Raw genomic sequence first — 2,555 nt, forward strand, 5'->3', positions numbered from 1 at the left:
TTTACGGGCCGCAAGTAACAGAAATGCAAATGTCAGATCGCCCGTGCGCCTGTTAGGGCGCGGCTGGTAAGAAAGCCTTACAGGCGCATATGAAGAACCCCCGGCTAGGCCGGGGGGTTCCTTTTTAATTATATTACCTGAGTATGTAGCGCGACATTTATTTTTGCCGGGCGCTGGCTTCCCTGCGGCGCGGAATTTGCTGGGTTGGTGGAGCTATTTAACTCTGCGTTTTTGGAGATAGTTTTGCCCTTTGGGCGGGGGCAAACGGAGCGACGAGGAAAAGGAGGCAGCGCCTCCTTTTTTTCTTGGGAGTGGTAGTTAGGGTTATTCGGCAATGGCCTTGTCGTCCATGTACATGTCTCGGATTTCCTCGGGTATATCGGCCAAGATCATGGCGAGGGCCTGCGCTAACGGGCCTGCCTTCCTCACCATATCCTCTATTTGGCTGGCTGTGTAATCCAACCCCAAAAGAGTGCTTACAGCCTTGTGAATGTCCGCTTTGCTTATGCCGGTATGCCGCAGAGTGCGTTCCGTCTGACTTTTGCCGTTGATGGCGCACCATGTCTTGTATGCGAGTGGCCTTTCAGCCTCGAAAAATCTGCGGCAATCATGCTCCAAATGGCTGTAGTGCGTAAGGGCCCTTTGCCAATTCTTCTTTCCACACATTTCATCAGCGTAAAAGCGTCCACATTTACTATCTAAAAAATCGCGGGTCATTTCGTCGTTCCAGCCCATCCAGTTTTGAACATGTTCAAATGCCACTCTCCATGCTCTTTCCGCGAAAGCCTCGCCGCATTGTTGGCGAGCTGTTCCAAAAAATCCCCATTCTCTATTTTTGGTAGTAAGCATCTTGTTTTCCTCCGGTTTGTTTGTTTCCGTGAGTCACACTTCGCTCTGTCTGCGGAGGATTGCAAGAATTTTTTTAACACATCGTAAAATAATTTACATTGACTCTCAGGGCCGAAAACGGCAAGCTGCAGCTGTAAGGAGTTATTATGAAAGACGTGTCCACAGCTTTCGGCCTCGCATTGCGGGAAAGCAAGCTTCGGCCTCTGGACTACTGCAGGGCCGTCACCAAGCTGACCGGGCAGGAGTACTCGCCGGTCATGACAAGCCGTTGGATTCAAGGCGTACATGAGGCCCCGGCTCCAGCCGTGGCGCTGGCCATCCTGCTCGGGCGCCTGCCGATGGAAGAGCGCAAGGCGCTCATCCAAAGCCCGCCGCGTAAGAAGTACACTCGTAAAGTGAAGGGGGAGCCTTCCCCCTCCTGAAAGCCTTCTACCAATTCCTGATCAGCACCTCGCCAGCGGCCTTATTGACTTTGTTACCGCATGTGTACCGGGTTTGCACTTCTTCGATCTCAAAAGCTTTGAAGCACTCCCGCACTCCAGGTGTGTCATTGAGGCTGACCAAAAACTTGCCTTTTACCCCGGCCAGCAGGTCAGCCAGCCGTGAAAAATCTTCTTTGGTAAACAGCCCAGGGCCATAATAATTCTCAAAGTCCCAATACGGTGGGTCTACATAAAAAAAGGTGTCAGGCCGATCATAATTCTCAATCACCTTATGGTACGGCAAGCATTCAATATAAGCCCTGGCCAAGCGCAAATGCGCCGCGGACAGGGTCTCTTCAATACGGAGAAGATTAAGACGACTACCGCGGCTGGCCGCGAACCCCCATGTGGGACTAGTTATTCTGCCACCAAAGCAGCTCTGTTGAATATAGTAAAAACGTGCTGCACGCTGAATGTCCGTTAGCGTTTCAGGATCGGCTTTTTTCAGCCGCTCAAACTCGTCCCGGCTGACCAGAACCCACTTGAAAAAGCGAACAAACTCCCCCAGATGCCATTGTAGGCAACGGTACAGTGTTACCACATCCTTGTTGATATCGTTAATGACCTCAACAGCGCTTTCAGGCTTTCTGAAGAGAACCCAGGCTGCGCCGCAAAACGGTTCAACGTAGCAGTGATGCTCGGGGATGCGATCCACGATGCGCTTGGCCAGCAGACTTTTGCCGCCCATCCACCCGGCAAGCGGGGGACGGCTGTTCAACACAGTATTCATTGAGAAACCTTCTATAAGAGGCTCGCTGGCCTTCTCGCCTGGGAATCTGGTTCCTCAGTGATTAATCATTCGCGCTGGTTGGCATTCGCTGCCAAAGTTGCCAGCGCATACGCCGCTTCCAAAGGCACAACTCCGTTACCCGTGAGTCGGTATCTGTCCAGTTTATGGGCCAACCCATCATGACTTCCAGCCAGCGCGGGTTGCAAGTCAGGTTGTGCGGCAAGCCAGATGTCCCAGGCCGCAAAGTCACTACCATCGGGAGGGAAGAAACCCTGGCCCGCCCCATCCCCATCATATAAAGAAGCGTCCAGGCTTCCGCCGCCAGGTGAGTCCCAAGCTGAAAGGCTCCCTTTCTCATGCAGAGCTAGAGATAGGCTGGAAAAAACGGACGCCATAGTCCATATCCATTGAGGAGGTTCTATGACGAAAGCACCACGGGGACGTTATTCACAGGAATTGAGGCAGCAAGCCGTCACCATGGCGGTTGATGATGG

The 2,555-nt window shown here is 52.6% G+C and carries 4 protein-coding genes; 1 reads left to right on the top strand and 3 read right to left on the bottom strand.

All coding sequences use genetic code 11. The features are described 5' to 3' along the window. Positions 1-324 precede the first annotated feature (324 nt). The gene (locus tag V6C16_RS11060) at positions 325-849 is read right to left on the bottom strand and encodes a hypothetical protein (protein ID WP_333536923.1); all 525 of its coding nucleotides are present in this window, start codon (positions 847-849) and stop codon (positions 325-327) included. 146 nt (positions 850-995) lie between these two features. Between V6C16_RS11060 and V6C16_RS11065 the strand changes: the two genes are divergently transcribed. Next, positions 996-1,271 carry a hypothetical protein gene (locus tag V6C16_RS11065; RefSeq protein WP_333536924.1) on the top strand — a complete coding sequence of 92 codons (276 nt, stop codon included), beginning with the start codon at positions 996-998 and terminating at the stop codon, positions 1,269-1,271. A 7-nt stretch (positions 1,272-1,278) separates the two neighbouring features. Here V6C16_RS11065 and V6C16_RS11070 read toward each other — a convergent pair whose 3' ends face one another. Together V6C16_RS11070 and V6C16_RS11075 are read right to left on the bottom strand one after the other, a co-directional pair. Continuing rightward, positions 1,279-2,061, bottom strand: a complete 783-nt coding sequence (locus V6C16_RS11070) for a DNA adenine methylase (protein WP_333536925.1) — start codon at positions 2,059-2,061, stop codon at positions 1,279-1,281. Positions 2,062-2,126: 65 nt separating this feature from the next. Beyond that, on the bottom strand, positions 2,127-2,456 hold the full coding sequence (locus tag V6C16_RS11075; protein WP_333543223.1) for a hypothetical protein: 330 nt from the start codon (positions 2,454-2,456) through the stop codon (positions 2,127-2,129). Positions 2,457-2,555 lie beyond the last annotated feature (99 nt).

It is taken from the genome of Desulfovibrio sp. 1188_IL3213, assembly GCF_036763145.1.
In the GTDB taxonomy this organism is placed as follows: domain Bacteria; phylum Desulfobacterota; class Desulfovibrionia; order Desulfovibrionales; family Desulfovibrionaceae; genus Desulfovibrio.